This is a genomic window from Flavonifractor sp. An52 (assembly GCF_002159385.1).
Taxonomy (GTDB): domain Bacteria; phylum Bacillota; class Clostridia; order Oscillospirales; family Oscillospiraceae; genus Flavonifractor; species Flavonifractor avicola.
In genome coordinates, this window is record NZ_NFIB01000005.1 from 58,623 (window position 1) to 83,924 (window position 25,302).

Here is a 25,302-nt window from a genome sequence, read left to right on the forward strand (position 1 = left end):
ATGAAAGTTTGGCAGAAAAATTTGATTTTGATCCTGTTGGTGGCGGTCATTGCCGCTGTACCCCTGTGGCTGCTGCCCGACGCCGAGTTCGGCGGGGCGGACGGCCAGGCTGAGGAGGCCATTACGGAGCTTAACCCCGACTATGAGCCCTGGTTTGAGCCCATTCTGGAGCCCGCCAGCGGCGAGGTGGAGTCCATGCTCTTCGCCCTCCAGGCCGCCATCGGCGCCGGTGTGGTGGGCTTCATTCTGGGCCGCATCACCAAGAAGCCGGACGGGAAAGAGAAAGGAACGAACTGACCATGGGCACCGACCGCTACGCCTATCAGTCCCGCCTGCGGCGGGTGTCTCCCATGCCCAAGCTGCTGCTGACGGTAGTCGCTCTGGTGATCTGCCTGTGCTGCGACAGCGTGGCGGTGGGCCTGTTTACCCTGCTTCTGATGGGGGTGCTGATTACTGCCCTGGGGGGACTCTCCCCCAGGGTGTACCTCCATTTTCTCAAGGTGCCGATGATCTTCCTGGTCATTGGCTGTCTTACCATCGTGGCGGGGGCCTACCCCGCCGGGACGGAGATGGTGGCCGCCATTCCGGTAGGTGACAGTTTGTGGGGCTTTACCATGGATGGCCTGTGGATGGGCGGTCGGATTTTCTGCAAGGCCCTGGGGGCGGTGGGATGTATGTATTTTCTCTCCCTCAATACCCCCGTTACCGACCTGACCATGGCCCTGGGGCGGCTCCATGTGCCCAAGCTGCTGGTGGAGCTGATGGAGCTGATCTACCGCTTCATCTTCGTGTTGGCGGAGACGGCCTCCAACATCCGCACCGCCCAGGATTCCCGGCTGGGCTACCAGGGCTTCCGCCGGTCGGTGTCCTCCCTGGGGATGCTGGCCTCCATGGTGTTCCTGCGGGCATGGCGAAAGGCCGACCGTATCTATACCGCCCTGGAGTCCCGGGGCTATACCGGCAGTCTCACCACCCTGAACGACGCCTACCGTCCGGGGTGGGGGCTGCTCCCCCTCACCGTATTTGCGGCGGCGGGACAGATCGCCATTTGGTTTGTGGAAGGGAGGCTGCTGCCGTGAAGGCCATCCAGGCAGAAGATCTGTGCTATACCTATGAGGACGGCACCGTAGCGCTGGACCATATTACCTTTGCCGCGGAAAAGGGCAAGGTCACCGGTATTCTGGGGGCCAACGGGGCGGGCAAATCCACCCTGTTTCTCAGCCTCAACGGGGTGCTCACCCCCAAGAGCGGCAAGGTGCTGCTGGGCGGCCAGCCGGTGCGCTATGATAAAAAGGGCCTGCTGGAGCTGCGCCGCCGGGTGGGTATCGTGTTCCAGGACCCGGACGATCAGCTCTTCTCCGCCGACGTGTACCGGGACGTGTCCTTCGGCGGGGTGAACCTGGGCCTGCCGGCGGAGGAGGTCCGCCGCCGGGTGGAAGCCGCCCTGGAGCGCACCGGCGTGTCCCATCTGCGGGACAAACCCACTCACGCCCTGTCCTATGGCCAGAAGAAGCGGGTGGCTATCGCCGGAGTGCTGGTGATGGAGCCGGAGGTGCTCATTCTGGATGAGCCCACCGCCGGACTGGACCCCCAGGGGGTGAGCGACATCATGAAGCTGCTCACTCGCCTGCGGGACGAGCTGGGTATGACGGTGCTCATCGCCACCCATGACATGGACATCGTGCCCCTGTACTGCGACTACGCCTACCTGCTGGGCGGGGGCAAGGTGCTGCTGGAGGGCACGCCGGAGCAGCTCTTTGCCGACCCGGCGGCCCTGCGTGCCAATCATCTCCGTCTGCCCCGCATCGCCCACCTGATGGAGGTGCTGCGGGAGGTGGACGGCCTGGACGCCGACCGGTCCGCCGCCACCATCGGGGCGGCCCGGCGGGAGATCCTGCGAATGCTCAAGGAGGAAAACCAATGAGAGGAATGTTGTACGGCGTGGGGGTTGGCCCCGGCGATCCCGAACTGATGACCAAGAAGGCAGAGCGCATTATCCGCCAGGCGGCGGTGCTGGCCGTGCCCGATGCGGGCCGGGGAGAAAAGACCGCCCTCAATATCGTGGGAGAACTGGCCGACGGCAAGGAACTGCTGACCTGCGAGGCCCCTATGGTGCGGGACCATGCCGCCCTGGACGGGGCCTATGAGCGCAACGCCGACTTGGTGTGCGCCGCCCTGGACGCCGGTAAGGACGTGGCCTTCATCACCCTGGGGGACCCCACGGTGTACTCTACCTACCTCTACCTCCACAAAAAAGTGGTGGCCCGTGGGTATGACGCCCAGATCATCCCCGGTGTTCCCTCCTTCTGTGCTGTGGCCGCCAAGCTGAACATGGCCCTGTGTGAGAAGAGCGAGCGGCTGCTCATCGTCCCCGCCTCCCACAAGGATGTGTCCGACTGCCTGGACCTGGACGCCAACCTGGTGTTCATGAAGGCGGGCAAGGAGATCGGCGCCCTGAAAAACACCCTGGAGGAGCACGGCCTGCTGGGCCGGGCCTCCCTGGTAGCCAACTGCGGCATGGAGGGGGAGCTGGTATGCCCCCACTTTGCCGACCTGGAGGAGGGCAGCGGCTACTTCTCGGTGGTACTGGTGAAAAAGGGGGAACAGGTGTGAAGCTCATCATGACCGGCCTGGACTGGCATAAAGCCCCCATCGACCTGCGGGAACAGCTGTCCTTCACCCGCAATCAGGTGCTGGAGCTGGATCGCCGCCTGTCCCGCCGGGAAGGGGTGGAGGGCTGCGTGCTGCTGTCCACCTGCAACCGCACCGAACTCTACATCTCCTGCGGAGAGGGGCCTCTCCCCGATCCGGGGCGGCTGCTGTGCGCCGAGGCGGGGGTGGAGTACGCCCCCTTTGAGGCTGCCTTTGTCACCCGGACGGGGGAGGAGGCGGCCCGCCACCTGATGGAGGTGGCCGGTGGCCTGCGCTCCCAGATCTGGGGGGAGGATCAGATCGTCACCCAGGTGAAGGGCGCTGTTCAGGCCGCCCGGGAGGCGGGCACGGCGGACGGGGTGCTGGAGACCCTGTTCCGCAATGCCGCCGCCGCCGGCAAGGAGATCAAAACCAAGGTCCGCTTCATCGGGGTGCCCCGGTCGGCGGCCCGGTCCGCCGTGGACCGGCTATCCGCCCATCTGGAAGGCCTGAAGGGCCGGAAGGCCCTGGTCATTGGCAACGGGGAGATGGGCCGGCTGTCGGCTTCCCTCCTTTACGAGGCGGGATGCGCCGTCACCGTGACCCTGCGCAGTTATCACCACGGGGAGACCGTGGTGCCCGCCGGGTGCGCCGTCACCCCCTATGAGGAGCGGTATCAGGCTATGGAGGGCATGGACCTGGTCATCTCCGCCACCACCAGCCCCCACTACACTGTGACGGCCTGGGAGCTGGCGGAGCTGTCCCACCCGCCCAGGGTGCTGGCCGACCTGGCCATCCCTCGGGATATTGAGCCCCAGGTAGCCACCCTGCCTGGCTTCACCCTGTACAACGTGGACGATCTGGGGGTGGATGCCAGCCGGGAACTTCCACCGGAGGCGGCGGCCATTGTGGAAAAGTATCTGGACCGGCTGAGCCAGTGGGAAAACTATAAGAATTGCCTGCCCGGCCTGGAGCGGGTGAAGCAGGCGGTGGCCGCCCGTGTGCTGTCCACCGACCTGGAGGGCCCGGAGGCCCGGGAGCTGGTGGAGCTGGCGGTGAGTCGTGCGGTGGACCTGCTGTCCGGTGGGCTGAAGGACAACCTGACCCCGGAGGATCTGGAGCGGTGCGCCGCCAAGATTGAAGTGCATACTGCCGCCCGGCTCCGGTGGAGCCTGCCGCCGGAAAAGCACTTCCGTTTTCCAGTTTTTATTGACCTGGTGGGGAAAACTGCCGTGGTCATTGGCGGCGGCGTGGTGGCCTGCCGCCGTGCAGAGGTATTGGCCCGCTTCGGGGCGGAGGTCACCGTTATCGCCCCCAGGTGTAAACCCCTGGACGGGCGCATACAGTGGGAAGGACGGCCCTATGCCCCCGGCGATCTGGCGGGCGCCGCTATTGCGGTGGCCGCCACCGACGATCGCTCCGTCAACCGCGCTGTGGGGGAGGAGGCCCGCGCCCTGGGTATCCCGGTGAGCGTGGCCGACGCCCCGGAGGAATGCACCTTCTTTTTCCCCGCCATCTGCACCGGGGACAACATCGTGGCCGGAGTGGCGGGGCGGGGAGACGACCACGCCCGCACCGCTCGGGCCGCCAAGGCCATCCGGGCCGTACTGGAGGGATTGGAATGAAGACCATACGCTTGGGCAGCCGGGAGAGCAAGCTGGCTGTCATTCAGTCTGAGCTGGTGATGGAGGCCATCCGCGCCCATCATTCGGAGATCACCCTGGAGCTGGTGACCATGAAGACCACCGGCGACAAGATCCTGGACCGCACCCTGGACAAGATCGGCGGCAAGGGCCTCTTTGTGAAGGAGCTGGACGCTGCCCTGCTGGACGGCCGGGTGGATCTGACGGTACACAGCTGCAAGGATCTGCCCATGGAGGAGGACCCGGCCATTCCTCTGGCGGGCTTCTCCAAGCGGGAGGACCCCCGGGATGTGCTGGTACTCCCTGAGGGCGTGACCGAGCTGGACCCCGCCAAGCCCATCGGCTGCGCCTCCGCCCGGCGGGCGGTGCAACTCAAGGCCCTGTTCCCCCACATGGAGGTGGCTCCGGTGCGGGGCAATGTGCTGACTCGCCTGCGCAAGCTGGACGAGGGCCAGTATTCCGCCCTGGTGCTGGCTGCCGCCGGTCTGAAACGGCTGGGGCTGGAGGGACGCATCACCCGGTATTTTACCGTGGAGGAGATGATCCCGGCGGCGGGCCAGGGCATTATGGCTCTCCAGACCCGGGCCGGAGAGGACCTGAGCTATCTCAGCGGCGTGGTGGATGAAGCGGGCACCCTGTGCGCCCAGGCCGAGCGGGCCTTTGTCCGCAAGCTGGACGGAGGCTGTTCCTCTCCCATTGCCGCCCACGCCGTGATCGAGGGGGAGACCATCACCCTCACCGGCCTCTATGTGGACGAGGCCGGGCAGGTGTTCCGGGACAAGATCTCCGGACCCAAGGAACAGGGAACCGCGCTGGCGGAGCAGCTGGCCAATTCCATGAAGGAGGGAAATCCATGCCTGGTAAAGTAACATTGGTGGGGGCAGGCCCGGGCGATCCCGGCCTGCTGACCCGGAAGGGGCTGGAGGCCCTCCAGAGGGCGGAGGTGGTGGTGTATGACCGGCTGGTCAGCCCCGCCATCCTGGCCATGATGCCCGAGAAAGCCGAGCACATCGACGTGGGCAAGCAGGCAGCCCGCCATCCGGTACCCCAGGATCAGATCAACCAGATCCTGCTGGACAAGGCCCTGGAGGGCAAGAACGTGGTGCGCCTGAAGGGTGGCGACCCCTTCCTCTTCGGTCGGGGCGGCGAGGAGCTGGAGCTGCTGGCCCAGCACGGCGTTTCCTTTGAGGAGGTGCCCGGCATCACCTCCGCCATCTCCGCCCCCGCCTACGGGGGTATTCCGGTGACCCACCGGGACTGCTGCTCCTCCCTCCACATCGTCACCGGCCATCAGCGGGCGGGGAAGGAGCTGGACATTGATTTTGAGGCTCTGGTGCGCACAAAGGGCACCCTGGTCTTTTTGATGGGCGTGTCCGCCCTGCCCCAGATCTGCAAGGGACTGCTGGACGCGGGCATGGAGCCCGATATGCCCGCCGCCGTGGTGGAGCGGGGTACCACCCCCTCCCAGCGGCGCATTTCCGCCACCCTGGGCACCCTGCCCCAGGCGGCGGAGGAGGCCAAGGTGGAGAGCCCCGCCGTCATCGTGGTGGGCAAGGTGTGTGCTCTGGCGGAGGACTTTGACTGGTTTGACAAGCTGCCCCTGAAGGGCAGACGGGTGGTGGTCACCCGGCCTCGGGAGCGGGCGGGTACCCTGTCTGCCCGGCTGCGTGCCCTGGGGGCCGATGTGTGGGAGTACCCCTGTATCGCCACCCTCCCCCTTGACCCCTGTCCCGCGGTGGATGAGGCTATGGAGCGGCTTTGTGACTATGAGTGGCTGGCCCTTACCAGCCCCGCCGGGGTGGAGGCCCTGTGGAACTGGCTGGAGGGCCACGGCAAAGACGCCCGCGCCCTGGGTGCCGTGAAGCTGGCCGCCATTGGCCCCGGCACCGACCGCGAGCTGAAAAAACATGGTTTGAAGGCCGACTATGTGCCGGAGGTGTACGACGCCGCCCATCTGGGAGAGGGTCTGCCCGCTACGGGCAAGGTGCTGGCCCTTCGGGCGGAGGAGGGCTCCCCCGCCTTGACAGAGGAGCTGGCAAGGCGTAACATTGCCTGTGACGACGTGGCCAGCTACCGCACGGTGTATGAAAATCCCCGCTCTCAGGAGCTGCGGGCGGCGGTGGAGGGGACAGATGGTCTGCTGGTGACCTTCACCTCCGCTTCCACCGTGAAGGGCTTCGTCTCCTCCGTGGGTGAGGATGTCAATTTCTCGCGCATGGTGGGGATGTGCATCGGGCAGCAGACTGCCGCGGAGGCAAAGAAATTCGGAATTCCTGTGCGGGTGGCCCGTGAGGCCACCATGGACGCGCTGGTGGAAACCATTTTGGAAGGTGTTTGATATGGAACTGATCCAACGGCCCCGCCGCCTGCGGGGCAATGACGCGGTGCGCCGCCTGTGCCGGGAGACCCGGATGTCCCCCGACAGCCTGATCTACCCCATCTTTGTGGACGAGACCCTCCAGGGGGTACGGCCCATTGAGGCCCTGCCCGGCCAGAATCACTATGGCATCGACAGCGTGTGCCAGGCGGTGGAGGAGTGCCTGTCTACCGGGGTAAATCACTGCATCCTCTTCGGCCTGCCCGCCCACAAGGACGCCATCGGCTCCTCCGCCTGGGACGAGCACGGCGTGGTCCAGGAGGCCATTCGGGCCATCAAGGCCAAGTACCCCGACTTTTATATCATCACCGACGTATGTATGTGCGAGTACACCGACCACGGCCACTGCGGCATCCTGTGCGGCCATGAGGTGGACAACGACAAGACCCTGGAGGTGCTGGCCAAAACCGCCCTGTCCCACGTCCAGGCCGGGGCCGACATGGTGGCTCCCTCCGACATGATGGACGGCCGGGTGGCCGCCATCCGGGCTATTCTGGATGAGCACGGCTATCAGACTACCCCCATCATGGCCTACTCCGCCAAGTATGCCTCCGCCTTCTACGGACCCTTCCGCTCGGCGGCAGGCTCCGCCCCCTCCTTTGGGGACCGGAAGGGCTACCAGATGGACCCCCACAACCGGAAGGAGGCCCTGAAGGAGTGCGCTCTGGACATTGAGGAGGGCGCCGACATCATCATGGTCAAGCCCGCCCTCAGCTACCTGGACGTGATCCGGGAGTGCTCCGACGCCTATGATTTGCCCATGTGCGCCTACTCCGTGTCCGGTGAGTACGCCATGATCAAGGCTACCGCCGCCGCAGGTCTCATTGACGAGTACCGCATCATGTGCGAGTCCGCCCTGTCCGTGTTCCGGGCGGGGGCCAATATGCTCATTACCTATTACGCGAAAGAACTGGCTCAGGCCATCCAGAAAGGGGATATCGGCTGATGGGACGCTCGGAAGAACTGTTTGAGCAGGCCGTGAAGGTCCTGCCCGGCGGGGTCAACTCCCCAGTGCGGGCCTACCGGGCGGTGGGTATGGCTCCCCGCTTCATCACCCGGGCCGACGGCCCCTTCATCTGGGACGAGGACGGCCGGAAGTATATCGACTATGTGTGCTCCTGGGGTCCCATGATCCTGGGTCACAACCACCCGGTGATCCGGGAGGCGGTGGAGAAGGCCGTCAAGGACGGCCTGTCCTTCGGCGCCCCCACCCGCCGGGAGGTGGAGATTGCCCAGCTCATGGTGGAGCTGGTGCCGGGCATCGAGATGGTGCGCATGGTCAACTCGGGTACCGAGGCGGTGATGTCCGCCGTCCGTCTGGCCCGTGGGGCCACCGGCCGGGACAAGATCATCAAGTTTGAGGGCTGCTACCACGGTCACTCCGACTGCCTGCTGGTGAATGCCGGCTCCTCCGCCCTGGCGGGAGGACATCCCTCCTCCGCCGGCGTGCCTGAGGACATCGTGAAGCACACCCTTACCGCCCAGTTCAACGATCTGGCCTCCGTGGAGGCCCTGCTGGACGCTTACCCCGGCCAGATCGCCTGCATCATTGTGGAGCCGGTGGCCGCCAACATGGGCGTGGTCAATCCTGCTCCCGGATTCCTGGAGGGGCTGCGGGCCCTGTGCGACAAGAGCGGAGCCCTCTTGATCTTTGATGAGGTTATCACCGGCTTCCGGCTGGCTCTGGGGGGTGCGCAGGAATACTTCGGCGTGAAGGCCGACCTGGTGACCTTCGGCAAGATCATCGGCGGCGGTATGCCGGTGGGCGCCTACTGCGGCAGCCGTGCCCTCATGGAGCAGGTGGCCCCCTGCGGCCCGGTGTACCAGGCGGGTACCCTCAGCGGCAATCCGGTGGCCATGGCCGCCGGTCTGGCCCAGCTGAACTACCTGAAGGACCATCCGGAGGTCTATACCCACATCGCCTCCAAGGGCGAGAAGCTGGCGGCAGGTCTGCGGGCAACCATTGCCAAGACCGGCGCGCCGGTGGTGGTCAATCAGATCGGCTCTTTGCTGGCCCCCTTCTTCACCCCCACCGCCGTGTCCACCTTCGTGGACGCCAAGGGCAGCGACGTGGGCAAGTACGCCCAGTACTTCCAGGGGATGCTGGAGCGGGGCGTGGCTCTGGCCCCCGCCCAGTTCGAGGCCATGTTTGTCTCCGCTGCCCATGGGGAGGAGGAGCTTCAGGCCACTCTGGCCGCCGCGGAAGCGGTATTCGCCGGACTGTAATTACAAAGCCGCTGCCAAAGGCAGCGGCTTTGTTTTTGCGTGTTCTTGACATATACCGGAAATCTGCTACACTGAGAGCAGGAACAGGAGGGAGCGCCCATGGCAAGACCGAAGAAATGCCGCCGCATCTGTGCCCTGCCCCGGCACAACACCTTTGGACCGCTGACCGGGGGCGGGGACGGGACGGTGGAGATGGCGGTGGAGGAATACGAGGCCATCCGCCTGATGGATCTGCTGGGCTGTACCCAGGAGGAGTGCGCCGCCCAGATGGGGGTGGCCCGCTCCACGGTGCAGCAAGTGTACGATACCGCCCGCAGGAAGCTGGCGCTGGCCCTGGTGGAGGGACGGCGACTGACCATCACCGGCGGCGACTATGCCCTGTGTCCACAGGGGGAAGTATGTCCGGGCCGGAACTGTGCGCGGCGGGACTGCGGCGGAGGCCGCTGCGGCTGCGGGGTGTGTTCCCACCCGGAGGGTCCGGAGTGTGATGGGCAAAATTCACAAAAACTTTTGAAATAAGTTGTGACAATCTGCGTACGACGTGGTATAATCAAATCAGGGAACCGGCCCCGGCCGGCGAACCAATCCCTCTTCGGAGGGCGGAAGGAGTTGAAAACGATGAAGTTCGTGTTCACAGACAAGAAGATCAACCTGCCCAACAAGGTCCACGCCTACGCTGAGAAAAAGGTGGGCAAGTTAGACCGTTATTTTAAGGCGGATGCGGAGGCCGCCATCGTCTTCAGCGTGGAAAAGGACCGCAACAACGTAGAGCTGACCATCCGCTCCGGCGGTACCATCATCCGCGTGGCGGAGAGTACCTCCGATATGTTTGCCACCATCGACGCGGCGGTCTCCTCCGTGGAGCGCCAGCTGCGTAAGAATAAGAGCCGCCTGGAGAAGCGCCTGCGTCAGGATGCCTTCTCCCGCAGTGTGGACGCCGAGGAGATTTCCTCCTTTGCCCCCGAGGTGGACGAGGAGGAGTTCAAGATCGTCCGTACCAAGCGCTTCCCCATCAAGCCCATGACGGTGGACGAGGCGGTGCTCCAGATGAATCTGGTGGACCACACTTTCTTCGCCTTCAAGGATGTGGATCAGGACGGGCGCTTTGCCGTGGTCTATAAGCGCAATGACGGCGGCTACGGCCTCATCGTGGACGAGGACTGATCATTCAGACGTAAAAAAGGGAGCGGCGTAAGCCGCTCCCTTTTTTGATTATTCCAGAGGTGAAAACTCACCGGTGACCGCGTTGACGTAGTAGGTGCCGGTGTCGGTGACAAACCGCCATACCGGCGTCAGCTGGACCTGTCGGGTGGTGTTGCTGGAGAGCAGGTAGCCCCCGTCCATGGTATCGATGCGGCTGCACACATAGCCGCCCTCGTTGATCCCGGCCAGAAATCGGACCAGAATGGTGGGGGTGGAGAGGAGCGACTTGGTGACCGAGGCGGAAATGCTGCCGTCCAGTCGCTGTCCCTCCACCTGGACCAGGTCGTTTTCCTGCCAGTGGAGACGGATGGTGCAGGAGAAGAGGGGGGAGCCCTCCCAGCTTTGGCAGTAGGTCAGCACAGTTTCTGCGCCGGTCTGCTCCGTGTCGGACAGGGTGCCGGTAAAGCCCATGGCCTCCAGACAGGCCTGGCTGGAGGACTCATAGTCCTGGCCGTTTTCAAGACTCCAGGTCCCGGGGGTAAGGGTAATGGTAAAGCTGCCATTCATGGAAAACTCCGCCACGCCGCCGGGGCCGGAGTAGCGGGGACGCACCTCGCTCTCTCCCTCCAGGGTGACCTCTCCCAGCAGGGCGGCGGCGATGCCGGCCTCGCCGGTCCGGTCACGGGTGACGGTGGTCACCGGCAGCGCCAGATCGTCGGGGAATTCATCCAGGGTAAAGTCGATGCCGCCCTGTTCCAGCACGGCCTGGGCGGCCTGCCTGGTTTCCGCCTGGTAGCGCTTGTCCTGGCTGGCCTGACTGCCCACAAGCAGGAGCAGGATGATGTTGACGCACAGCAGCATCAGCAGGATCACATTTTTCAGTTTAGACCATTCCATAGGAACCTCGCGATCTCGTCATTTGGCCACCCATCCGGCCTGGACGGTGTCGCCGCCGCTGTCGCTGTAGCACAGGACAAGCTCCCGGCCCTCCGGGTCCAGGGCCTCCAGAGCTGCGGCGGCCATCCGCTCGTTTAGCACCAGACTGGTTTGGCCAGCATCCTCGTACCGCCGGAACCGGAGGGTAAAGGCGGTGATCTGTCCATCCTGGATGGTGAAAAGGGCGGCGCTGTCGCCGCCGGAGAGGCTGACCTCCGCGCCATTCAGGCTATAACCATAGCGGACGGACAGACCGGTGTCGGTTTCGGTTACATCCATCAGATAGATGCGGGCGGCGCCGCAGTAGCGGCCCACCGTATCGGCGGCCATCCGCCGGGTGGTCTCCACCACCTCGGTGATGTCGTAGCCATACTCACTCCCCACGGGGTAGCGGGAACTGGTGCCCTCCGCCGTGGTATAGGAGACGGTGCCGGTATTGCTGATCTCCAGGGTCTCCTGGCCCTCCCGGATACGGATACCGTTGGGAATGGCATAGTAGGAGGTCTGGAAGGAGAGGGCCTGCTGCAAACTGCTGATCAGCGTGTCGTCCAGGTTGGCCAGGGGATTGGAGGCGCGGTAAATGTTGGGGGTGGGGGCGGAAGCGGAGATGAGCACATAGGGGTCCAGCCCGTCATAGCCGCTGTCCGTGCCCAGCTCAAAGGCAAAGGGAACGCCGTTGCCGCCGTAACCGGCGATCAGCTCGTCCATGTGCCCCTGATAGGTCACTGCCGTTTTACAGGTATAATACAGGCCGTCACTCTCATTATGATAGTACAGCCGCACCCCGTCGTCCGCCAGAGCCACGGCGATCCGCCGGGCGGAGCCGGTGAGGGCGGTGTTGATGCCCCCCTCGCCGGTCCAGGCGCTGAGGGTCTCCAGAGGGATCTTGCCCAGAAAATCAAACCAGACACCGGGGGCACTCAAAGCGGCCTGCCATACCGATTCGGTGACCACCGTGGGGGAGTCCGCGCTGGACAGGGCTTCGCCCAACAGAATGCCCACGCTGTCATACAGTTTGTCGGTCTGGGTGGTGTTGTACTGGACGGCGTAGCGGTTCACCCCGTCGCATACCGCGATACGGACCGGGCGGGCGGCGGCGGTGAGCTGCACGGTGTTGCCGGGGTCGGAGGTCTCCACAGTGCTCTGAGGGCGGAAGAGGGAGATCAGCCCGCTCAGCAGTCCCTGGGAGCCGGAGACCCGGTTTTGTACCAGGGCAAGGCCGGTCAGATAGATGGCGGACAGGGAGAGCAGCACGATGAGCAGGGTCTTGAGCCGCTCCACTCCCCGGTTTCGGCGGCGTCTCGGTTTACTCCTTTCCATGGCGAGGCCCCTCCGTCAGCAGGGTGATGCGCACCGTCAGGCCGGGACCGGGCCGGTCCAGCAGTTCGATGGTGCCCTCGTGCCGGTCGATGATCTCCTTGGCGATGGAGAGGCCAAGTCCGGTGCCGCCGGACTCCCGGGAGCGGGCCTTGTCCACCCGGTAAAATCGCTCAAAGATGCGGCCCCGGTCGGCTTCGGGAATGCCGATGCCGTTATCGGCCACCTCCATCCACACCTTGCCCGGCCACTGGCCGGCGGAGATACGGATGTGGCCGCCATCGGGGGTGTACTTGATGGAGTTGGAGACGACGTTCATCATCACCTGCAAAATACGTTCCCGGTCGCCCACGATTTCGGGCAGGGTAGGGGGGAGCTTCAGTTCCACCTGATGGCCGTGGCGCTGGGCCTCCATCAGAATGGCGTTGTATACATCCTGCACCGCCTGTCCGAAGGGGAAGGGGGCCAGCTTCAGCTCCGACCGGCCGGAGTCGAACCGGGAGAGGGTGAGAAGGTCCTGCACGATGTGGGTCATCCGGTCGGACTCATTGAGAATGACCCCCAGGAAATTCTTTTCTGTGTCAGGGGGCAGCTCTCCGGCGTTGTCTACCAGAGTTTCTGCGTAGGAGCGGATGTTGGTCAGGGGGGTGCGCAGCTCGTGGGACACGTTGGCCACAAACTCCCGGCGCATCTCCTCGGTCTTATGCTGCTCCGTGACGTCATGGATCATCACCAGCACGCCGCCCAGCCGCTCCTGGTCAAAGGGGGTGAGCAGCAGCTCCAGGCTCTTGCCGCCCACGGTACGGGTCCCGTCCAGGTAGCCGGGGGATTGGACCGCCAGCACCCCCTGGAGGGGTGCAATGTCGGAGAACAGGGTATCATAGTTGACGCTGCCGCCAATGGGAATGGCCGTCCCCAGCAGTTCCTCGGCGGCAGGGTTGGACTGGATCACAGCGCCGTCCCGGGCAAAGGCCACCACGCCGTCGGTCATGTGGAGGAACAGGGTGCCCAGCTTGTTGCGCTCGTTCTCCACCTCCTCCAGGGTGTGGTGGAGCTGACGGGCCATGTCGTTGAAGGTGCCGGTGAGGATGCCGATCTCATCCCGGGAGGCTACCTCCAGCTTCTGAGAAAAGTCGCCGTTGGCCACCCGCTCCGCACCCTCGGTAAGCCGCTCAATGGGGGTGATAAGGGTCTTGGACAGCAGGAAGGAGAGGAGCACTGAGATCACCAGACCAAAGACCAGGGCCTCCACGATGAGGGTGATCAGTTCGCTGTTCAGGGCGGCGGCGTTGGTGCCGTCGTCCCGGACATAGATGATATAGCGCTGGTCCCCGCGCTGAACGGCCACCGCCACATCCATGTAAGATGCGGAGGGGGTGCTGTCGTCGCTCTTTTCCTCTCCGGCCAGCGCCCGCATCAGATTGCGGGAGTCCATGTCCAGAGGCTGGTCGGCGTCCTGCTCGTCAGAGCCCGCCAGCCAGTGGCCGTCCTTACCGTCCAGCACATAGTATTTCCGGCTGCGGTTGTCCACGCCCAGGGTGCCGTTGTAGGCGTTGAGGATCTCGGCAATGCTGGCAGCGCCGTCCTGCTCGCCGGGGGTTGGGGTGTTTAGGTCGGCCCAGAACACCTCGTCGGCAAAGGCCTCCGACATCTGGGTGTAGAAGTCCTGGGTGTAGTAATTGGCCACAGAGTTGATGAGGAACGCGCCCACAACGGTCATCAGCAGAATGATGAGCAGCGTCATGATGAGCATGAGCTTCATGTGCAGGCTGCGGAACATACTGTGGACCACTCCTCTCTTGCAAAAAATAAAGACAGGGCGGGCAGGGACGGCCGCCCCGGCCCGCCAAGATTGCTTCTATCAGGCGTTGAAATAATATCCCAGGCCTCTCCGGGTCACTACAAACTGGGGAGAAGCCGGATCGTCCGATTCCCGGCGGCAGAGCCGCCGGGAGCCCTGGAAATCACTGCATCTGGCCGGGAAAAGTGAATTTCCCCGGCCATCAAGGATTTGCCCGCTGGGCAAATCGCTTGTACGGCGCAGGCGCCGCCCCGCTGTGCGGGGGCCCGTGGAGGACGATCCGGACAGTTGGCGCAGGGTTACGCGTTAAAATAGTATCCCAAGCCTCTCCGGGTCACTACGAACTGGGGAGAGGCCGGGTCGTCCTCCACTTTTTCACGGAGGCGGCGGACGGCCACGTCCACAGCCCGCACGTCACCCACATAGCCCTCGTAGTTCCAGACGTGCTCCATGAGGGCCTCCCGGGAGAACACCTTGCCTGGCTGGGAGGCCAGGAATTTGATCAGCTCGTACTCCCGCTGGGTCAGATCCAGGGGCCGCCCATCCTTGCAGACCACCATCTGATCGGGATCGATGGAAATGCGGCCCAGCTCCATCCGGCTGCCGGAGGGTGCGGCTGCGGGAGCTCCGGACACCATCTCGTTGCGGCGGATGTTGGCCTTTACCCGGGCCAGCAGTTCCCGCATGGAGAAGGGTTTGGTGATATAGTCATCGGCGCCCAGCTCCAGGCCCAGTACCTTATCGGTCTCCTCCTCCCGGGCGGTAAGCATGATGACCGGGGTGGAGCGGTTCTCCTTGCGGAGATTGCGGCACACATCGAAGCCGTCCATTTTGGGCAGCATCAGGTCCAGCAGGATCAGGTCGGGATTCTGCTCCAGCGCCAGCTGGAGTCCCGCCTGACCATCGTAGGCCTCCAGCGTCTCATAGCCTTCCTTGGTCAGGTTGAAGCTGAGGATGTCCACAATGTTCTTCTCATCCTCCACAATCAGAATGCGCTTGCTCATGCCAACCTCCTGTCTTTACAGACCCAGCAGCTGCTTGACCTTCAGCACCAGGGCCACCGTCTTGGCGTCCACGATCTCCCCGTCCATGACCTGCTGGGCCAGCTGGGCGAAGGGCACCCGCTCCGCCTCCAGAAATTCGTCGTCATCCGGGTGGCAGGCGCCCTGCTTCAGATCCTGAGCCAGATACATATGGAGTACCTCGGAGGAGAAGCCGGGGGAGAGGTACAGGCAGCCCAGATAGGTCAGCTTGCCGCAGGTGACGCCCACTTCTTCTTCCAGCTCACGCAGAGCGGCGGGGCGATGGTCCTCCCCTTTCTCCAATTTGCCGGCGGGCAGCTCGGTGACCACTGCCTGGAAGGGATAGCGGAACTGCCGTACAATGCTGACGGTACCATCGTCAAACAGGGGCAGTACAGCCACCCCGCCGGGGTGCTCCACTACTTCCCGCCGGGCGATCCGGCCGTTGACCAGCTGGGCCTTGTCCAGCTTCAGGGTGACAATTTTACCTTCAAAGAGCGTTTCGCTCTCTACAGTCTTTTCCCACAGTTCCATCCGGCATATCCCCTTTTCTTACATCGGTTAGGTGCATTATATCATACTTCCAGGTTCCGTGCCACCCTCAGCTTTTCCAATCCCGGCAATCATTACAGCTGTACGGAAGGGGCCGGAACGGGTATAATCGTTCCTGCATTTGAGAGGAGGCAGACTATGACCATCCAGCCCATCGGCAGCGCCAGCGTTGCCCTGTACATCACCCCCGCCGACCTGAAGGAACACGGCCTGACACCGGCGGGGCTCACTCTGGAGCAGGCCCTGGAGCTGACCCGTACCGCCTTCCGGCAGGCGGGTATGGATCTGGAGGGCTCCATTGAGATCGAGGCCTACCCGGAGTCCTGTGGCGTGCTGGTGTTTGCCCACGTGCGTCCGCCGGAACAGCGGTGGTTCTCCTTTGCCTGCCTGGAGGACTTGGCTGCCGCCGCCCGGGTCCTGGATCAGCCCAGGCCGGATGCCGCCCTGCTGTGGTGGGAGGGGCGGTGGTGGCTTTCTCTGCCCGCCGGGGCGGAGCAGACTGCCGTACGGCTTTCTGAGTTCGGCCGCAGCGAGGCCGCGCGGCCCCATCTGGAAGCCAGTCTGGCAGAGCATGGCCGTATGGTCTTTCCTGCCGATGCTCTGGCCGGGGTGCTGACCTACTTTCCCGTCTGAGCTATTGACAGCTGTGGTATAATATCAACAGTTGCCGCACAGTGCGCGGCAGGATACCATCGTATCCAGGCGTTTTGCGGGCAAAACGCCTGCTGTTGATGTTACACCATGGCCAAAACCGGCTGCGCCGGTTTTCCGCCGCTCTGCGGCGTACAAGCCCGAATGGCTTGTGGCCATGGTATAATATACGCTCAAGAGATCTGTCCCGGTTGGGAGGTGGCGGAATGGAGGGCAAGGGCGTCAAAATCGTGGCCAAGAACAGCAAGGCCTACCACGACTATTTTATTGAGGATAAGTACGAGGCAGGTATTGAGCTGGCGGGCACCGAAGTCAAGTCCATCCGCCAGGGCCACGTCAACCTGAAGGACTCCTTCTGTATCGTCAAGGATGGGGAGATGCACGTCCACGGGATGCACATCAGTCCCTATGAGAAGGGCAACATCTTCAACAAGGACCCCCTGCGGCCCCGCCGCCTGCTGATGCACAAGCGGGAGATCCTGCGGCTCTTTGCTAAGGTCAAGCAGGACGGATACGCGCTGGTTCCCCTGTCCATCTATTTCCGGGGCCCCCGGGTCAAGCTGGAAGTGGGCCTGGCCAAGGGCAAAAAGCTCTATGACAAGCGGGATTCCGCCGCTGCCAGGGACGCCAAGCGGGAGATGGACCGCACCATGAAATCACACCGCCGCGGCGGTTATTGACAAGGGGGGCACAGCCCCCGAAGAAAGGAAGGAAAATCAAATGGCTCAGAATCCCATTGTGACCTTTGAAATGGAAAACGGCGGCAAGATGGTGGCCGAGCTCTACCCCGATGTGGCTCCCAACTCCGTCAACAACTTTATCAGCCTGGTGAAGTCCGGCTTCTATAACGGCCTGATCTTCCACCGTGTGATCCCCGGCTTCATGATCCAGGGCGGCTGCCCCCAGGGCACCGGTATGGGCGGCCCCGGCTACTCCATCAAGGGCGAGTTTGCCCACAACGGTGTGAAGAACGACCTGAAGCATGACCGGGGCGTGCTGTCCATGGCCCGTGCCATGCATCCCAATTCCGCCGGCAGCCAGTTCTTCATCATGGTGGAGAAGGCTCCTCACCTGGACGGTGAATACGCCGCCTTCGGCAAGGTGATCGAAGGCATGGACGTGGCCGACGCCATTGTCAATGTGAAGCGGGACCGGATGGACCGCCCCTACGAGGATCAGCGGATGAAGTCCGTCACCGTGGAAACCTTCGGTGTGGACTATCCCGCGCCGGAGAAGTGCTGAGTCTGACCGGCTTTCAGTAAAGTGTTACCTGTCGCGGCGCGGCTTGACCGCGCCGCTCCATGGGGGCGTACTGGTTTCGACGGGGACGTAGAGGCGGGAATAGCGGGCGGATGTGCCTGACATCCTTAAAACGGGCAACTTATAAATTAAAGAACAACGATAACGTTGAGCTTGTCGCGGCTTAAGCCGTGACCGTCCCGTCCGGAAGGACCACGAGCCGGAACGGGGCGTCGTTTAGTGGTGCACGTGTGTGCGCAAAGCTTTGAGCGCACCATGAACAATGAAGCTACCAAGCCCTGAAGTTTGACGGCCTACGTCAGGGTGCGGGAATGTAAATGACCGTCTGCGCCCGGAGAAGTTCCCGTTGAAGCGTTTTCGGACGGGGGTTCGACTCCCCCCGCCTCCACCAAAAGACAAACCCTGTATCCGCAACGGATACAGGGTTTGTCTTTACTCCCGCAGTCGATTTGGCGATTCCGTATTGCGGTTCGCGTTTCCGGTTTCGGGAACTAAAAACCGGGTTCAAGTGCAGAAATTGCACACGGCGTTACACACGGATTTACCGGCGGGCGGTCTCCAACAGTACCTTGATGCGGGCCACGCGGTCCATCATGTGCGAGTGCTCCCAGTCCCACACGGCCTGCATTCCGGAAGGGACTTCTTTGCCCTCTGCTTTCTGCGCCTGGATCAGGCGGACGGCCTGCTCATGCAGAGTATCAACGTGGGCCAGCTCCTGAGCGCTCATGGTGGCGTACATAGAGGACAGGCGGTCGTCCATACCCTTGTACTGGGTGGCCTTCTTTGCGTAGTGCTCGGCGCTGTCCAGCTCCTCGCGGATAGAGGCATACGAGGAAGTGATCGCGGCGCTGACCGATACGGCAGACTTGGATGCAGAACAGGAAACCTTGGAAAATGAAAGCGAGGTTGTACTGGGACTGATCCAGAAAATCATTTCTGAAAATGCGCAGACCGCCATGGATCAGGAAGAATACAACCGCCGGTATGACGCTTACTCTGAGCGGTTTGAAGCCGCCCGGAAACGACTGGCGGAAATCGCAGAGCTTTGGCAGGAACGCAATGCCAAAAAGACAAAAATCCGGCTGTTCATGGCAAACATGAACAGCCATCAGGAACTGGTGCAATCCTTTGACGAGGAGCTTTGGTATTCCACGGTGGACTATGTGACGGTTTACGAAGATAAAAGGCTGGTGTTCACCTTCCGCGACGGGCGGCAGGTCGAAATCACGGCAGAATTATGGAGGGCAGCATAATGAAGGAGGAAGCAAGGAAAACAATGCGGGTGGCGGTCTATTGCCGTCTCGCCCGCGCGGATCAAGAGGATACCTTGTTAGAGGTGCAGAAGGAACGGCTGCGCGTATATGCCAAAGAGCGCGGCTAGCCATGGTGAATGACTCCTGTGGCAAGACCTTCTCAGTTCAACTCAGTCTATCTCACACTCCTTCCCTGCGTTATACAGCTGACAGAGATTTTGCCCGTATTTAGAACGGATGAGGGTTATTTCAAAACCTGCAAATTTTCTCATAGAGCTCCTTTCCCATCCCTTCCGGGGTTTTCACCAGAAAAGCCCGCACAAAATAGCTCGTATAGGAAGGGAATGAATCGAATTAAACTGGGTATATCTATCTTTTTCTTTATATCTACCGTCTGGTTTTCACACTTCAAGAAAGCGGATTACCGTACTTGTAGGGCTCGTTTTTCAACCTTCTGGCGTTCCGCAACCGGATTTCTTGAAGTCGGCATTTGAAACCGCTTCATAGTATTTTGGGTAGATACGGTTGGGTTTTCCACACCCTTGTTTCTTGATGGAGATTAAATCGGCATATTGCAGCTCTCGCAGGGTGTCCACTGCTTTTTGGCGTCCACAGTGCAGCAGTTCGCACACCTCGTTGATGGGGTAATACAGATAAATTTTGCCATAATCGTCGGCCCATCCGTTTTTGCGGGACAAATCCGTTCGACGCAGGATCATCGCATACAACAGTTTGGCTTCGCTTGACAAGGAGCAAAAACTTGGTGCCTCAAACAGAAAATTTGGCAGTCGTATAAAACTTTGGGCCGGTGGCTTCTGATGAATGTAAAAGAGTTTTGTAGCCATATGACAGGTACCTCCATGCGGACAATTAGAACGTGATTTCTGAGCGATAAGGGGTATTGCTATTTACCTCCATGATTGCCAGGCTGGAAACCGAGCATATATCCGGCTTTTGGAAGCTCTATTTGTCCGTATTCGACCTCCGTTTCCTGTTACTTGCTGTTTTCTGACGACGGTGCACCTTGCGGGCACAATCAGAACAATACTTAGCGCGGTTGGACTTTGCCAGGAACGGCGAGCCGCATTCTGCGCATCGCTTCAACCCCTTTGGTTTTGTGATCTCGGCATATAAAGCCGGAGCGCCCGGCAGAACCCAATCCTGGAACCAAGTGCAGCACAGAGAATAAGAGATACTTTGTACACAGACACAAGGTTCGCCATCGTCCAGTGCGATACAGTTGCCGCGGTCATAATTGCAGCAAGATTTTCGAATTAGCGCATTGGCTTTTCTCCTTTGCTTGGGTGTCATTTGAATCAACAAATTGTTTTTCCTCTTGTTTTTCCTCCCAGCTTTGCGGTTGCAGCTTGTACAGGTATTTTTCCATGCGATTTTCTCCATTTCGGTAAGAGAATTGATTTTGTAAGATTTATAGTTTATAATATATTCAAATCATAAACTATAATTGAATTATATCGCAGAGACAGGTGACATGCGGTATATCAACCACAAATTATTTTAGTTTCTAGAAAGCGCAACTTATAAATTATAGTTTATAAATAGATGGAGGAATCAACTCATGCTGTATGACGAAGCGAGGGTAGCTCTAACCAAAGAGAGGCTGGAAGATCTACGCAAAGAAAAAAAGCTGTCCTTTGAACAGCTTTCCAAGCAACTTGCAGAGCGTGGCGTCAACATCAGCCATACAAATCTCAAAAATTATGAAATCAATGATCCTCTTCATCCTCTGTATGGCCGTACTCGCAGCATGAGCATAGAATATTTAGTGGCCTTTTCGGATTTTTATGATGTGTCGGTGGATTATTTGCTAGGGCTGTCCAACTCACGTAAACGGGAATATCATGAGATTTCTGAGCAGCTTGGCTTGTGTGACAGGGCGATTGATGAACTCGTCCAATGTAAAGAAAACTCCAGCAGCGAAGAAGTGCAACAACTGTATGTTTCTCAAGATACGACCATTCTTAATGATTTTCTGATCAGCGAAGAATTTAAGCGTGTAATGGAGAAAATCAAGCAAAGCCTTTTCTCATATTATATGTACCAGCTGTCCCAGGATAGCATCTCTGCACAAATACGAAAAGAAAGCGAGAAAAAGATGGAAGAAGCTCAGAAGGTGCTGGATGCGTGCGGCTATTGTTCAGTGGAATATGATCTGATTTCACAGGTCCACACGGAAAATGCGATTGGCGTACTGAACGCTTATCTACGAAAGCTACCAAAAAGGTTGTATAAAAATTATAGGTCTAACTTAGCAAGCGAAAAATCAAAAAAATAAAGCATATTTTAGGAGAAAAACAGTCTCATGGGCGGGAATACACAAGATGGAAAAGAAAAATTATGTTTCTGATGACGAAAAATTAATGTGCCAATGGGATTGGGAAGCAAATTCAGCAGCAGGATATTCACCTGAGGCCATCACCAAGGGTTCCACGAAGAAGGTCTTCTGGAAATGCGAAAAGGGCCATGTGTGGTAAGCATCGCCTAATAATAGAAGCAAAGGGCAAGGTTGTCCCATCTGCGCTGGAAGGCAGGTTTTAGCTGGATATAATGATTTGCTGACTTGCAATCCCAACATTGCAGCGGAATGGCATCCGACAAAAAATAGTCCACTAACACCACAAGCTGTGACTGCGCATTCTCATAAAAATATTTGGTGGAAGTGCGCTCAATGCGGTCATGAGTGGAAAACATCTGTGTCAAATCGTAGTGCAGGAAAAGGATGCCCTGTGTGTTCTCTAAAACGGCAAGGGCAAACTAAAGTTTCCAACCTTATTAAAGTTTCGGGTTCCTTTGCTGACAAATACCCTGAATTGTTAGCAGAATGGGATTACGATAAAAATGTGATGTCTCCCAGCACGATAACGCCCAATTCATCCACAAAGGTATGGTGGAAGTGCTCTGTATGTGGTTACACATGGCGTACATCCGTATCTCATAGAACAATACGAAGAAGCGGTTGCCCTGCTTGCAAAAACAAAGTAGCAACAAACATCAATAGTGTAAAATCTGTGCGCCCTGATCTATTGAACTACTGGGACTATGAAAAAAATATAGATATTACTCCAGCCGATGTGACACCAGGTTCCAATAAAAAAGTATGGTGGAAATGCGCTCTCGGCCATGAGTGGATGGCCCCAGTCACATCTATTGCAAATGGTGGTCAATGTCCGATTTGCTGTGGCCAGAGAGTCTTGGAAGGTTATAATGACTTATTAACTAAGAATCCTAATCTTGCCAAAGAATGGCATCCGACCAAAAACGGAAATCTTCTGCCTAGTCAAGTGACAACGGGAAGCTCAAAGCTCAAAGTATGGTGGCTATGCCCTAAGGGGCATGAATACCAGGCTACGGTGGCAAACAGAAACAACGGAACAGGTTGCCCTATTTGTGATAAAGAACAAAAAACTAGTTTTCCTGAGCAAGCTATTTTCTTCTATCTTGGGAAACATACTCCCGCTGTTAGTCGTTATCTGTTGGATGGAAAAACCGAGATTGATATATATCTTCCCGAACTGAGGGTAGGTATAGAATACGACGGCTATTTCTTTCATAATAACGCGGAAAGTCGGAAGAAAGAGCTGAAAAAGGATGAAATAATTCATGATACAGGAATTACTTTGCTGCGCGTAAAAGAATATAAAGATCATTTACCACCAATAGAAGCCGAGAATGTGATCTTTTGCAAGTACACTGCAAGCTATAGCTATTTGGAAGAAGTGTTGATTGCCCTGTCTGATAAAATTTATTGTCTAACGGGTCAGCGATTGCCAGTAGATTTTAATATTGCAAGGGATTCCGCTGCTATCTATGCTCAGTACATAGAAAGTGAAAAAGAAAATAGTTTAGCGGCACGAAATCCTGTATTGGCAAAAGAGTGGCATCCAGAGAAAAACGGATATTTGACGCCTGACAAAATTAGCTTTTCTAGCGCAAAAGTTGTGTGGTGGTTGGGCAAATGTGGTCACGAGTGGCGAGCTAGCGTAGATAACCGTCGCCGTGGCAATGGCTGTCCCATTTGTTCTGGACATCAGCTGTTAACAGGATATAATGACCTGGCTACAACACACCCCCAATTGTGCCAAGAATGGCATCCGACGAAAAACGGAGATCTAACTCCCCAAGAAATCACAAAAGGCTCTCATAAAAAAGTGTGGTGGATATGCCCTAAGGGACATGAATATTCCGCCACAGTTTCGAACCGTGTATTTGGGAGAGGTTGTCCGATTTGTTCGCCGGAAAAACGCTCTGCGGCCCGAAACCGGAATAGAATTCTTCGCCAAGGATCTCTTGCTCAGACCCATCCTGATTTAGCGGCTGAGTGGAATTATGAATTGAATGGAGATTTGCGGCCAGATGATGTAACAAAGGGGGCAAGTCGAAAAGTATGGTGGACTTGCCCCAAAGGACATACTTATCAGTCTACAATAGCGAATCGTGTTAGTGGCAGGAAATGCCCAGTTTGTGCAGGCAAGAAAATAATTGATGGCGTAAATGACTTGGCTACTTTGAATCCCAGCCTTGCACAAGAATGGGACTATGAAAGAAATCAAAATCTTACTCCAAACCAGATAAGTCCCAATAGTCATAAAAAAGTATGGTGGATATGTAAAAACGGGCATGAATGGGAAGCACAAGTCAAAAGTAGAAATTACGGCTGCGGCTGCCCCATGTGCGCAAAAGGGAGAAAGAAACAGGAGTAACAGTTTTCGTTCCGCCAAAAGTATGCCGGACAAAATCTCATTGTGTGATTACCCCTATGATCCTGTCCATGAAATGAAGAACGAGGGCTTCAGAAAAGCGTTCGAAGAACGCGCAGCCGCAGAATGAAATTCTGCGTTCAAAGGGGTTTGGGGGCGCTGCCCGCAACAAGCAGACGGCAGGAAATGTGAGTGTGTATTAACACTTGCATTGCTTGCCGGATTTGTGTGTGGCTACCAGCTTGACCGTTTTGCCCGCAACCGATATGACAGTGCCATCAACAAGGCAAAACTGAAAAAGAACGGTGTGCGAGTGATCTCCGCGCGGGGAAACATCAGCGATGATGCCAGCGGCATTTTGGTGGAAGGTGTTCTGGAAAGTATGGCTGAATACTACTCAGCGGAGCTTTCCCAAAAGATTCGCCGGGGCATGGAGATTAATGCGCAAAAGTGTTTGGCCAATGGCAGCAATCCTGGTTTGGGCTATAAGGTGGATTCCGAACGTCGGTACTATGTGGATGAGGAAGAAGCAAAGATTGTCCGGGAGATTTTTGAACGGTATGCCAGTGGAGAAACAGTTGCAGACATTATTCGTGATTTGAACCGTAGAAAGCTCACGACTTCCCTTGGCAAACCCTTTAATAAAAACAGCGTCCACCGCATTTTGAACAACCGGCGTTACATCGGGTATTACCTCTACAAAGGCCAGGAAACGCCGGGCGGTATGCCTCGTATCATCGAAGATGAGCTGTTTGAGCGTGTCCACTATATCCTTGATCGCAACAAAAAAGCACCTGCCCGAGCCAGAGGGCGGGAAGAGTATCTGCTCACCACAAAGCTGTTCTGTGGCTACTGCCGGGAGATGATGACCGGTTACGGTGGTACAGGAAAATCCGGCAAGACCTATCACTACTATGCCTGCAATAATTTCAAACGGCGTAAATGCAAAAAGAAGGTCATCAGTAAAGAGAAAATCGAGGATCGTGTTGTGCTGGAGTGCCGCAAGTTGCTGACAGACAGCAACATTGAGCGGATCGCAGCTTCGGTATCCGAGGTCTGTGAATCCAACCAGGACACAGCATCCATCAAACGCATCAAAGCTGCCACCCAGGAAGCAGACACTGCCATTGAAAATCTCTGGAAGGCACTGGAGCGGGGACAGGCCGCCGACATGATCACTGAGCGGATTGAAAAACGCCAGCACGAAAAAGAGGAACTGCAAGCACAGTTGGCTGTCGAGATGGCAAAGCAGGTGACTTTGACAGCACCACAGGTTAGAGCCTATCTCTACTCGCTCAGGCAAGGAGACAAGAATGACGAGAACATCAAGCGTGGGATCATCAATATTTTCCTCCGGGCGATATATTTGTATGATGACCGGTTCACCTTGATTTTGAACGGCAGCGACACACCAATCACAATTGATGACATCCTGCTGGACGAGATCGAGGAGGGGCTTGAGGGTGACCTGACCAACTGCGAAGGGTGTTCATCGTTGGTTGCGGACGCTCCACCACAAGTAGCAAATCCGAACCCTGCACCAATTGGTGCAGGGTTCGGATTTGTGCTTTTTCTTAATAATTTGGGAAAGATCAAGCCCAAAAGTCTATCTCATTTTTCTTTCTGGTGGAAGTTGCTGTGGCTTCGTGTTCTCTCTGCGTGGCTGGGTTTGAGTGTAATGGGAAACCGATTGGGATAGCTTGCCCGAACGACGGACCTTCTGCAAAATGCTATTTGGACCATCCCAAATGGCCGGTTGAAATTCCTTTGAC

29 protein-coding genes and 1 other RNA gene are annotated in these 25,302 nt (G+C 58.6%); 21 read left to right on the plus strand and 9 right to left on the minus strand.

Features of this window, described 5'->3' with window-relative positions; genetic code table 11:
- The 11 genes from B5G06_RS03075 (at nt 1) to raiA (ending at nt 10,041) form a co-directional block, all read left to right on the plus strand.
- Nucleotides 1-297 (plus strand): energy-coupling factor ABC transporter substrate-binding protein, encoded by a 297-nt coding sequence (locus B5G06_RS03075; protein ID WP_087187627.1) that lies wholly within the window; start codon nt 1-3, stop codon nt 295-297.
- 2 nt (nt 298-299) lie between these two features.
- Nucleotides 300-1,079 (plus strand): cobalt ECF transporter T component CbiQ, encoded by a 780-nt coding sequence (gene cbiQ, locus B5G06_RS03080; RefSeq protein ID WP_087187628.1) that lies wholly within the window; start codon nt 300-302, stop codon nt 1,077-1,079.
- Nucleotides 1,076-1,924, plus strand: coding sequence for an ATP-binding cassette domain-containing protein (locus tag B5G06_RS03085; protein ID WP_087187629.1), 849 nt, complete (start codon nt 1,076-1,078; stop codon nt 1,922-1,924). Before cbiQ ends, B5G06_RS03085 begins: the two co-directional genes overlap by 4 nt.
- On the plus strand, nt 1,921-2,613 hold the full coding sequence (cobI, locus tag B5G06_RS03090) for a precorrin-2 C(20)-methyltransferase (protein ID WP_087187630.1): 693 nt from the start codon (nt 1,921-1,923) through the stop codon (nt 2,611-2,613). Before B5G06_RS03085 ends, cobI begins: the two co-directional genes overlap by 4 nt.
- On the plus strand, nt 2,610-4,256 hold the full coding sequence (locus tag B5G06_RS03095; protein WP_242955326.1) for an NAD(P)-dependent oxidoreductase: 1,647 nt from the start codon (nt 2,610-2,612) through the stop codon (nt 4,254-4,256). Before cobI ends, B5G06_RS03095 begins: the two co-directional genes overlap by 4 nt.
- Nucleotides 4,253-5,143 (plus strand): hydroxymethylbilane synthase, encoded by an 891-nt coding sequence (gene hemC, locus B5G06_RS03100; protein ID WP_087187631.1) that lies wholly within the window; start codon nt 4,253-4,255, stop codon nt 5,141-5,143. Before B5G06_RS03095 ends, hemC begins: the two co-directional genes overlap by 4 nt.
- Nucleotides 5,128-6,612: a uroporphyrinogen-III C-methyltransferase gene (gene cobA / locus B5G06_RS03105; RefSeq protein ID WP_087187632.1), complete on the plus strand. Its 1,485-nt coding sequence runs from the start codon at nt 5,128-5,130 to the stop codon at nt 6,610-6,612. Before hemC ends, cobA begins: the two co-directional genes overlap by 16 nt.
- 1 nt (nt 6,613) lies before the next feature.
- Nucleotides 6,614-7,597 (plus strand): porphobilinogen synthase, encoded by a 984-nt coding sequence (hemB, locus tag B5G06_RS03110; protein ID WP_087187633.1) that lies wholly within the window; start codon nt 6,614-6,616, stop codon nt 7,595-7,597.
- Nucleotides 7,597-8,877, plus strand: a complete 1,281-nt coding sequence (hemL, locus tag B5G06_RS03115; protein ID WP_087187634.1) for a glutamate-1-semialdehyde 2,1-aminomutase — start codon at nt 7,597-7,599, stop codon at nt 8,875-8,877. The genes hemB and hemL overlap by 1 nt, the downstream gene beginning before the upstream one ends.
- 99 nt (nt 8,878-8,976) lie before the next feature.
- On the plus strand, nt 8,977-9,396 hold the full coding sequence (locus tag B5G06_RS03120) for a DUF134 domain-containing protein (protein ID WP_087187635.1): 420 nt from the start codon (nt 8,977-8,979) through the stop codon (nt 9,394-9,396).
- A gap of 99 nt (nt 9,397-9,495) precedes the next feature.
- A complete protein-coding gene (raiA, locus tag B5G06_RS03125) occupies nt 9,496-10,041 on the plus strand; it encodes a ribosome hibernation-promoting factor, HPF/YfiA family (protein ID WP_087187636.1) in 546 nt (181 codons plus the stop codon).
- A 48-nt stretch (nt 10,042-10,089) separates the two neighbouring features.
- Here raiA and B5G06_RS03130 read toward each other — a convergent pair whose 3' ends face one another.
- The 5 genes from B5G06_RS03130 to B5G06_RS03150 form a co-directional block, all read right to left on the minus strand.
- Nucleotides 10,090-10,917, minus strand: coding sequence for a hypothetical protein (locus B5G06_RS03130; protein WP_087187637.1), 828 nt, complete (start codon nt 10,915-10,917; stop codon nt 10,090-10,092).
- Between the two features lie 18 nt (nt 10,918-10,935).
- Nucleotides 10,936-12,276: a hypothetical protein gene (locus B5G06_RS03135; RefSeq protein ID WP_087187638.1), complete on the minus strand. Its 1,341-nt coding sequence runs from the start codon at nt 12,274-12,276 to the stop codon at nt 10,936-10,938.
- A complete protein-coding gene (locus tag B5G06_RS03140; protein ID WP_087187639.1) occupies nt 12,263-14,053 on the minus strand; it encodes an ATP-binding protein in 1,791 nt (596 codons plus the stop codon). Before B5G06_RS03140 ends, B5G06_RS03135 begins: the two co-directional genes overlap by 14 nt.
- Before the next feature lie 320 nt (nt 14,054-14,373).
- Nucleotides 14,374-15,078 (minus strand): response regulator, encoded by a 705-nt coding sequence (locus tag B5G06_RS03145; protein ID WP_087187640.1) that lies wholly within the window; start codon nt 15,076-15,078, stop codon nt 14,374-14,376.
- Nucleotides 15,079-15,093: 15 nt separating this feature from the next.
- A complete protein-coding gene (locus tag B5G06_RS03150; protein WP_087187641.1) occupies nt 15,094-15,630 on the minus strand; it encodes an NUDIX hydrolase in 537 nt (178 codons plus the stop codon).
- 156 nt (nt 15,631-15,786) lie between these two features.
- Between B5G06_RS03150 and B5G06_RS03155 the strand changes: the two genes are divergently transcribed.
- The 4 genes from B5G06_RS03155 to ssrA all read left to right on the plus strand — a co-directional run bounded on the left by B5G06_RS03155 (nt 15,787) and on the right by ssrA (nt 17,950).
- Entirely contained in the window at nt 15,787-16,281 is a 495-nt protein-coding gene (locus tag B5G06_RS03155) for a hypothetical protein (RefSeq protein WP_087187642.1), read from the plus strand.
- A 224-nt stretch (nt 16,282-16,505) separates the two neighbouring features.
- Complete coding sequence (gene smpB, locus B5G06_RS03160; RefSeq protein WP_087187643.1) at nt 16,506-16,979, plus strand: SsrA-binding protein SmpB; 474 nt, start codon at nt 16,506-16,508, stop codon at nt 16,977-16,979.
- Nucleotides 16,980-17,019: 40 nt separating this feature from the next.
- The gene (locus B5G06_RS03165; RefSeq protein ID WP_087187644.1) at nt 17,020-17,541 is read left to right on the plus strand and encodes a peptidylprolyl isomerase; all 522 of its coding nucleotides are present in this window, start codon (nt 17,020-17,022) and stop codon (nt 17,539-17,541) included.
- A 61-nt stretch (nt 17,542-17,602) separates the two neighbouring features.
- Nucleotides 17,603-17,950, plus strand: a transfer-messenger RNA (tmRNA) gene (gene ssrA / locus B5G06_RS03170).
- Nucleotides 17,951-18,100: 150 nt separating this feature from the next.
- On the opposite strand, the gene B5G06_RS03175 is transcribed toward ssrA, so the two are convergent.
- Complete coding sequence (locus B5G06_RS03175) at nt 18,101-18,319, minus strand: hypothetical protein (protein WP_087187645.1); 219 nt, start codon at nt 18,317-18,319, stop codon at nt 18,101-18,103.
- A 76-nt stretch (nt 18,320-18,395) separates the two neighbouring features.
- On the opposite strand from B5G06_RS03175, the gene B5G06_RS03180 reads away from it, so the two are divergent.
- Both B5G06_RS03180 and B5G06_RS14515 read left to right on the plus strand, forming a co-directional pair.
- A complete protein-coding gene (locus tag B5G06_RS03180; RefSeq protein ID WP_204220731.1) occupies nt 18,396-18,812 on the plus strand; it encodes a hypothetical protein in 417 nt (138 codons plus the stop codon).
- Nucleotides 18,812-18,940: a hypothetical protein gene (locus B5G06_RS14515; RefSeq protein WP_255396437.1), complete on the plus strand. Its 129-nt coding sequence runs from the start codon at nt 18,812-18,814 to the stop codon at nt 18,938-18,940. Before B5G06_RS03180 ends, B5G06_RS14515 begins: the two co-directional genes overlap by 1 nt.
- A gap of 318 nt (nt 18,941-19,258) precedes the next feature.
- Here B5G06_RS14515 and B5G06_RS03185 read toward each other — a convergent pair whose 3' ends face one another.
- From B5G06_RS03185 to B5G06_RS14305, 3 genes are all read right to left on the minus strand, one after another.
- Complete coding sequence (locus tag B5G06_RS03185; protein WP_087187646.1) at nt 19,259-19,657, minus strand: replication initiator protein A; 399 nt, start codon at nt 19,655-19,657, stop codon at nt 19,259-19,261.
- A gap of 118 nt (nt 19,658-19,775) precedes the next feature.
- A complete protein-coding gene (locus B5G06_RS03190) occupies nt 19,776-20,123 on the minus strand; it encodes a cysteine-rich VLP domain-containing protein (RefSeq protein ID WP_242955330.1) in 348 nt (115 codons plus the stop codon).
- Nucleotides 20,062-20,199: a hypothetical protein gene (locus B5G06_RS14305; protein ID WP_242955333.1), complete on the minus strand. Its 138-nt coding sequence runs from the start codon at nt 20,197-20,199 to the stop codon at nt 20,062-20,064. Before B5G06_RS14305 ends, B5G06_RS03190 begins: the two co-directional genes overlap by 62 nt.
- 192 nt (nt 20,200-20,391) lie before the next feature.
- Here B5G06_RS14305 and B5G06_RS03195 point away from each other — a divergent pair, with 192 nt between their 5' ends.
- The 4 genes from B5G06_RS03195 (at nt 20,392) to B5G06_RS03210 (ending at nt 25,229) form a co-directional block, all read left to right on the plus strand.
- Nucleotides 20,392-21,108 carry a helix-turn-helix domain-containing protein gene (locus B5G06_RS03195; RefSeq protein WP_087187648.1) on the plus strand — a complete coding sequence of 239 codons (717 nt, stop codon included), beginning with the start codon at nt 20,392-20,394 and terminating at the stop codon, nt 21,106-21,108.
- A gap of 46 nt (nt 21,109-21,154) precedes the next feature.
- Nucleotides 21,155-21,307 carry a zinc-ribbon domain-containing protein gene (locus tag B5G06_RS03200; RefSeq protein ID WP_087187649.1) on the plus strand — a complete coding sequence of 51 codons (153 nt, stop codon included), beginning with the start codon at nt 21,155-21,157 and terminating at the stop codon, nt 21,305-21,307.
- 78 nt (nt 21,308-21,385) lie between these two features.
- A complete protein-coding gene (locus B5G06_RS03205) occupies nt 21,386-23,533 on the plus strand; it encodes a zinc-ribbon domain-containing protein (RefSeq protein WP_087187650.1) in 2,148 nt (715 codons plus the stop codon).
- Between the two features lie 223 nt (nt 23,534-23,756).
- A complete protein-coding gene (locus tag B5G06_RS03210; protein WP_242955327.1) occupies nt 23,757-25,229 on the plus strand; it encodes a recombinase family protein in 1,473 nt (490 codons plus the stop codon).
- Nucleotides 25,230-25,302 lie beyond the last annotated feature (73 nt).